The organism is Amycolatopsis sp. NPDC101161 (genome assembly GCF_044768185.1).
In the GTDB taxonomy this organism is placed as follows: domain Bacteria; phylum Actinomycetota; class Actinomycetes; order Mycobacteriales; family Pseudonocardiaceae; genus Amycolatopsis.
Genome location: NZ_JBIWPI010000001.1, coordinates 266,575 through 273,195, shown reverse-complemented (window position 1 = coordinate 273,195; position 6,621 = coordinate 266,575). Strand labels below are relative to the sequence as shown.

Annotated in this window: 6 protein-coding genes; 2 read left to right on the top strand and 4 right to left on the bottom strand. The window is 72.8% G+C overall.

From position 1 onward, the window contains the following. Positions 1-144 precede the first annotated feature (144 nt). Positions 145-1,254 carry a DUF4192 domain-containing protein gene (locus tag ACIRSS_RS01390; protein ID WP_400889348.1) on the bottom strand — a complete coding sequence of 370 codons (1,110 nt, stop codon included), beginning with the start codon at positions 1,252-1,254 and terminating at the stop codon, positions 145-147. A 159-nt stretch (positions 1,255-1,413) separates the two neighbouring features. Then, positions 1,414-2,268, bottom strand: coding sequence for a M23 family metallopeptidase (locus tag ACIRSS_RS01385; RefSeq protein ID WP_400889346.1), 855 nt, complete (start codon positions 2,266-2,268; stop codon positions 1,414-1,416). A 96-nt stretch (positions 2,269-2,364) separates the two neighbouring features. Here ACIRSS_RS01385 and ACIRSS_RS01380 point away from each other — a divergent pair, with 96 nt between their 5' ends. Further along, positions 2,365-3,480, top strand: coding sequence for a sensor histidine kinase (locus ACIRSS_RS01380; protein ID WP_400889343.1), 1,116 nt, complete (start codon positions 2,365-2,367; stop codon positions 3,478-3,480). After that, on the top strand, positions 3,477-4,118 hold the full coding sequence (locus ACIRSS_RS01375; protein WP_400893332.1) for a response regulator: 642 nt from the start codon (positions 3,477-3,479) through the stop codon (positions 4,116-4,118). Before ACIRSS_RS01380 ends, ACIRSS_RS01375 begins: the two co-directional genes overlap by 4 nt. Here ACIRSS_RS01375 and ACIRSS_RS01370 read toward each other — a convergent pair. Both ACIRSS_RS01370 and ACIRSS_RS01365 read right to left on the bottom strand, forming a co-directional pair. After that, positions 4,115-4,753, bottom strand: coding sequence for a YdcF family protein (locus ACIRSS_RS01370; RefSeq protein WP_400889340.1), 639 nt, complete (start codon positions 4,751-4,753; stop codon positions 4,115-4,117). The genes ACIRSS_RS01375 and ACIRSS_RS01370 overlap by 4 nt on opposite strands. Further along, positions 4,753-6,558 (bottom strand): Xaa-Pro dipeptidyl-peptidase, encoded by a 1,806-nt coding sequence (locus tag ACIRSS_RS01365; protein WP_400889338.1) that lies wholly within the window; start codon positions 6,556-6,558, stop codon positions 4,753-4,755. Before ACIRSS_RS01365 ends, ACIRSS_RS01370 begins: the two co-directional genes overlap by 1 nt. Positions 6,559-6,621: the final 63 nt, after the last annotated feature.

The window sequence follows — 6,621 nt, the reverse complement described above, 5'->3', positions numbered from 1 at the left end:
GGGGGGGGGGGGGGTGGTGGGGGGGGGGGGGGGGGGGGGGGGGGGGGGGGGGGGGGGGGGGGGGGTTGGGGGGGGGGGGGGGGGGGGGGGGGGGGGGGGGGGGGGGGGCCCCGCCCCCCCCCCCCCCCCCACCTCCGGAGCCGCTCATGCCTTGTCCACCGCGGGATGTCCACAAGCGACACTCGCCGGCAAGCCCGCACCCGCCCCCTCGAAGTCCGGTGGCTCCAAGCCGAACCCGGCCAGGCCTGACGGGTCCGCCGACAACGCCAACCCCAGCAACTGCTTCGGGGGCATCCCTCGCTGCATGACCGTTCTCAACAGCCCCGCCAGCACGTGGTTCGGGTTCGCCTCCAGCGCGTTCTCCAGTGCCATGCCCGCGAACGTCCCGTCGCCGCGCATGAAAGCCGCGTAGCCCAGCAGCGTTGCCGCTTCGGCGCGCTCTGGCGCTGGGAGTTCCTGGACCAGCATCAACCACAGCAGCTCTGCCTCGCGAGCCGTCGTGGTGTGGGGTGGGGCCGCCATGCTCAAGCACGCGTCACGGATCTCCGGGAGCGTCAACGCGCTCGCCAGCAAGACCGCCTGCTCGTCCGTCGGCGGCCCTGAGCCGCGGCGTTGGCGCTCGAAGGCCGCTCGGATCACCGAGGCCGCCTCCGAAACGCACGTCGACTCCGGCCAGGGCAACGACGACATCCTGGACAGGGCCGCGGTCCGGTGGGCCAATGCCTCCGGGGACCGGGGCGCCAGCAGCGCCGCCAGCTCGTCGCGGCTGTCGAACGCCACCCAGCAGGCTTCCGTCGCCCATGCTGCCGTCACCGTTGCCTTCGGGTCCGGGAGCTCGCCGGCGCAGGCCGGATCCGCGTAACAGCTCCAGGGCGCTCCCTGGGCGATGTCCGCGGCCCACAACGTGTGCAGCACCGGGATGCCGAGCTCATCCAGCGCGGCCGCCAGTTCGGCGGCGAAGTCCGCGTACGGTGGCGGACCGCCGGGTCTTCGCTCGCCGCCGATCAGCGCCAGCGTCACGGCCGTGGGTGGTGCCAGGACGTACCTCGCCGCCAACGCGCGGGCTTGCTGGGTCCGTTCTCCCGGGCGCGGGAGGTCGCCGCGCAGGACCAGGCCCACGCCGTCGGCCCGGCGGCCGATGAGGACGACGGAGTTCGCGGGCCGGAACCCGATCAGGTACGGGAGCGCGGCCAGCAGCTGCGCGGGGCTTCGGAGGTCGACCGGCGGGGTGCCGGCCGGGGTGGAAGTGGTCATGCCTCCAGCGTGGGGCAGGACGGGGTGGGATGGGGCGGTGGCGGCGAATCTGTGGATGGCCGGGGCCGATGTGGACGGAACCGGGTGGGCGGCGTCCGGGCGGCGGGTTTTTGTCGGTGGGGCGGGCTATGCTGCCCGGCCCCACCGACCGGTCCGGCCTCAGCCGCAGTGCTCGAAACCGCTTTCGTAGGTGTTGCCGCCCACCGAGCCGCCCCACTTCACGCAGGTGGCCGCGGCGGTCTTCTTCACCGGCCCGGCGTAGTAGGTGAAGCTGCCGGAATCGGTCACCCGCGCCGCGCCCTGGACCTCCAGGAACGCCGAGACCGGGCTCGCCGTGCCGAGCGACGTCGCCTTCAGCGTCGTCACGCAGTTCGCCTTGGTCGAGGAGTTGTACAGCAGGTACGCCGTGCCCGACGAGTTCGCCAGCGCCTGCTGGTCGACCACGGAGAAGCCGTCGCCGCAGACCTCTTCGGCGGAGTACGGGTTGCCCCCGCAGCTGTTCTTGCTCGTGAAGTCCGTGTGGCCGTAGTACGGCACGGCGACGCCGTTCAGCTTCGCCTTCTGCACCACGCCGTTGAGCCGCTCTTCGAAGTGCAGGTGCGGGCCGGTGACGCCGCCGGTCGCGCCCGCTTTGCCGAGCTCCTTGCCGAGGCCGACCGTCTGCCCGACCGAGACCTCCTGGGCCGAGAGGTGCGCGTACCGGGTCCGCCAGCCGCTGCCGTGGTCCACCTCGACCCACTTGCCGTAGCTCGTGCTGCCTTCGTCGGCGACCCGGGTCACCGTGCCGGAGGCCGCGGCGAGCACCGGCATGCCCGTGATGCCCGACTTCTGGAAGTCGACCGAGTACTCGGGGCTGTGGCCGCTGAACGTCGCCGCGGTGACGGTGACCCCGCACTTGAACGGCACCTGGAAGTTCGGTGCGGCCGACGCGGGCGCCTGGCCGGCGAGGGTGAGGCCGAGCGCGGGCAACGCCGCGGCGGCGGCGAACACGGCGAGCCGTCGCAACCTGGACATGGGGCTTACCTCCTGACAAACGAGACACCTTGACCCCACGAAGGGAAGCCTCCGTCGGTACATTTTCCGTACAAGCACCCGCGGAGGACACCCGGAATGACGCCCCCACGACCCCGGTTCCCCACGGCGCAGGGCTGGCTGCGCTGGGGGCTCATCGCGGTGCCGATGGTCACCGCGATGCACCGCGCGGACGCGCTCGCCTGGGTACTGATCGGTGTCACCCTCGTCCTGTCGATCCCGATGCCGTGGATCGCCGACCTCGGCGCCCGGAGGACATCGGCGGTCCTGTCGCTCGCCGTGATCGCGTCCGCGGGCGCGCTGTGGGTGGTCCTGCCCGGCAGCTGGGCGACGGTGGCGATGTTCAGCACGACGTTCTTCGTGGTGCTGCGGCAGTCCCGGGTGCCGGTCGTGCTGGCGGTCGTGCTGAACGCCGCGCTGATCACCGCGGCCTGGGCGGCTCACCAGGACCTCTGGGAAAGCGCCCTGTCGACGTATGCGGTCCTCGCCGTGATCGTGCTGATGGGGCTGAACCGGCGGACGCGCAACGCCCGGGTCGAGCAGACCGAACTGGCGCTGGCCCGCGCGCAGACGGCCACCGAGGAGCACGCCCGCGCGGCCGCCCTCGCCGAACGCGCCCGCATCGCCCGCGAGCTGCACGACGTGCTCGCTCACTCGCTGGCCGGGCTGTCCCTGAACCTGCAGGGCGCCCGGCTCATGCTGGTGCGCGACGGAGCCAGCCCGGACGCCGTCGCGCAGATCGAACGGGCGCAGAAGCTCGCGTCGGAGGGCCTCGCCGAGGCCCGCAAGGCCGTGGCCGCGCTGCGCGAGGACGCCGTTCCCGTCGAACGCGCGATCGCCGACCTGCTGGCCGCCTACCGGCTCGACAGCGGGGCGCGCGCGGACCTCAAGGTCGAAGGCGAACCGCGCGAACTCGACGCCGCGGTCGGCACCGCATTGGTCCGCGCGGTGCAGGAAGCGCTGGCCAACACGCGCAAGCACGCGGGGAAGGCCGACGTCGACGTCACGTTGGGGTACACCGATGGGTCGGTCGAGCTGACCGTGGCCGACCGGCAGGGCAGGCGGCCGCCCGACGCGCCGGCCGCAGGCTACGGTTTGCGCGGGATGAACGAGCGGGTCGCCCTGCTCGACGGGCGCCTGGACAGCGGGCCGGGGGAGGACGGATGGCGGATTCACCTGACGGTGCCGGCGTGACGCTGCGCGTCGTGCTGGCCGACGACCAGGCGGTGGTCCGGGAAGGCCTGGTTACCCTGCTCGGGCTGCTGCCCGGCGTCGAGGTGGTCGGCGCCGCCGCCGACGGCCTGGCCGCGCTCGACCTCGTCGCCGCCCACCACCCCGACGTCGTCCTGGTCGACCTGCGGATGCCGCGCTGCGACGGAGTCGAGACCACCGAACGGATCCGCGCGGAGCACCCGGGCACCGAGGTCGTCGTCCTGACCACGTACGCCGACGACGAGTCGCTGCTGGCCGCGTTGCGCGCCGGCGCCCGCGGGTTCCTCACCAAGGACGCCGACGCCGAAGCCATCGCGCGGGCGCTGCGCTCGGCCGCCGCCGGTCAGTCCACAGTGGACGGCGAACTGCAACGGCGGCTGGTCGAGGCCGCCACCCGCAGCTCGCCTCGGCGGGTCAAGGAGGTCGAAGGCCTGACCGCCCGCGAGATCGAGGTGCTGCGGCTGATCGCGGCGGGCCTGTCGAACACGGAGATCGCGCGCACGCTCGTGGTGAGCGAGGCGACCGTGAAGACCCACGTGAACCACCTGTTCACCAAGGCCGGGTTGCGCGACCGCGCGCAGGCGGTCGCCTTCGCCTACCGGGCGGGCATCGCGGACTAGAGCAGCCGCTGGGTGAAGCCGGCCGCGGCCAGCCGGCCGAACGCCCGCTGGACGCCGGCCGGGACGGGCTGCGGGATCGCGAAGCCGCGTTCGGCGTACTGGGTGATCCGCTGCGTCTCGCCGACTAGCATGCTGACCACCCGCTCGACGTCCTCTTCCCCGGTGACGTGGTCCTCGAACGACACCGCCTTCGACGCGCACACGACGTCGATGCGGGGCCAGAGCCGCTTCGCCGTCGCATACGCGCGACGCTGCTGGTACGGCCGCGTCACGAGGGTCACCGACGCGATCTCGCGGCCGGCGAGCAGGCGGCGGGTGAACGCGATGTTGTCGCCCGTGTTGCGGGCCGCCGGTTCGACCAGGATCACATCGTCGGGCACGCCCAGCTCCAGCGCGATTTCGCGGTAGTGGACCGCTTCGCCACGCGGGAAGCGCTCCACCGTCGTCGGCGCGTTGGCGCCGGTGAAGACGACGAGCGGGAAGCGCCCGGCGTGGAACAGTTCGGCCGTGTGCACGGCGACGCCGGGATCGCGGCTGCCCAGCCCGATCCCGACGTCGGAACGCCGCGGTTCGTGCCGCAGGTCGTGGTACTCCCACAACGTGCGGACATCGGCGTCCAGGTGTGCCGGCAGCATCAGCCGAACGCGGCTCGCAGCGCCGGCTTGCCGCCCGTCACCGGCAGCGTCACCGACGTCCTGGTCAGGTCGAGCGCCAGCCCCGCGCCCGGCTTCGGCCGCAGCGTGTAGTCGTGGTCGCTCGAAGCCAGCAGGAACTCGAGCCGGTGACCCGCCGCGAGGATGTAGTCCTTCGGCATCAGCTCGACGCCGATCCGGTAGGTCTGCCCCGGCGTGATCGGCTCGGTGCGAGCCGGCGACGTGCGGTTCTGCGGGTCGGTCCAGCCGCGGCTGATGATGTGGGACGTGCCGTCGGGGGCGCGGTCGAGCAGGATCGCCGAGACGTTCGCCGCGGGCCGGTCGAACGCCAGCGCCAGGTCGGCGCGCGCGGTGCCGGAGAGGCGTACGGACTGCTTCGCCGCCGAAGTCGCGTACAGCAGCCGGTTACCGGACGAAGCGAGGCCGGCGAGCTGCTCGATCGTCTTTGAGGAGTCGTCCGCGAGGGTCTCGACGGCCGCCGTGCCCGGGACCGGGTTGCGGGTGTCGATGGCGCCCTTCGACCGGCCGCCCGGCCACGGGTAGACGCGGACGTCGGCGGTGCCCGGCGCCGGCCAGTCGGCCTCGTCGGTCCAGGACAGGTCCTCGCGCTGGATCGTCGCCTTCGGCTCGTTCTGGATGCCGTTGTCGATGCCGTAGAGGTAGTGCGACATCCACTTGTTCAGCGTCGCGAGCCAGACGTCGCGCCGCAGCGAGTACGGGTCGGCGTGGCCGGACTGGTGCAGCCAGATCTTGTGCTCGACGCCGTGCGCCTTCAGCGCTTCGTACCACTCGGCGACCTGGTCGGTCTTGACGTTCCAGTCGTTGAGGCCGTGCACCGCGAGCACCGACGCGTGCACCTTGGCGACGTCGTTGCGGTAGTTGCGGACGTCCCAGAACGGCGTGTAGTCGCCGGTCACGCGGTCCTGGTCGCGGGTCAGGCCGTCGATCACCGGGCGGCAGACCTGGCGGTCGGCCCGGGTGTAGACGTACTCGGCGAGCACGTCGGCGTCCTCGCCCTGGTAGCCGCCGGCCGCGACGACGGCGCCGTCGTTGCGGTAGTACTGGTACCAGCTGGAGATCGCGGCGATCGGCACGATCGTCTCGAGGCCCTCGACGCCGGTGCTCGCGACGGCGTTCGGCAGCGTCCCGTTGTAGGAGACGCCCATCATGCCGGTCTTGCCGGTGCTCCAGTCGGCCTTCGCCGCGGCGCCGTTCGCGTCTTTCGCGGCCGTGCGGCCGTTGAGCCAGTCGACGACCGAGCGCGCGCCGATCGTCTCGTTGACGTCGCCGGTGGTCGGGCAGCCGGTCGAGAGGCCGGTGCCGAGCGACTCGCCGTAGACGACGGCGAACCCGCGGGCGGTGAAGTAGTCCTGGTAGCGCCAGGTGATCGGGGTGGCCGGGCCGACGCCGTGCGCGGCGACGCGCGGGCCTTCCGGGCCGCGGGCGTACCCGGGCGCGTAGAGCTCGACGTCGACGTCGTGGTTCGCGACGTCGTTGCCGCCGGCGTAGTACGGGCTGGCCTGGTAGACGACGGGAACCTTCAGCCCTTGCTGCGTCGCGCGCGGGCGGACGACCTGGGCGTGCACGAGGTCGTCCTGGCCGTCGTGGTCGCTGTCGACCGGCGCGGTGACCCAGACGTCTTCGCGGACGACGTCGGCGGGGTCGAACACCGGCTGGGCCTGGCCGCCGGTGAAGACCGGGCCGGGCGGCGCGGCTTCGGCGGGCACCGCGGTCAGCGGCAGGGTCGCCAGTGCGAGGAGCAGGACAGCGGTTCGTGCGGCTTTCACTCAAACCCCCAAGCCGGGCGAAGCGGACGAGTGTCGAGACTTCCGCTCCGGCCTCGGGGGTGT

What these genes read in the sequence shown, in the direction of transcription:
- ACIRSS_RS01380 (WP_400889343.1), top strand. Translation starts at nt 2,365, where the DNA reads ATGACGCCCCCACGACCCCGGTTCCCCACGGCGCAGGGCTGGCTGCGC.
- ACIRSS_RS01385 (WP_400889346.1), bottom strand. Translation starts at nt 2,268, where the DNA reads ATGTCCAGGTTGCGACGGCTCGCCGTGTTCGCCGCCGCCGCGGCGTTG.
- ACIRSS_RS01370 (WP_400889340.1), bottom strand. Translation starts at nt 4,753, where the DNA reads ATGCTGCCGGCACACCTGGACGCCGATGTCCGCACGTTGTGGGAGTAC.
- ACIRSS_RS01390 (WP_400889348.1), bottom strand. Translation starts at nt 1,254, where the DNA reads ATGACCACTTCCACCCCGGCCGGCACCCCGCCGGTCGACCTCCGAAGC.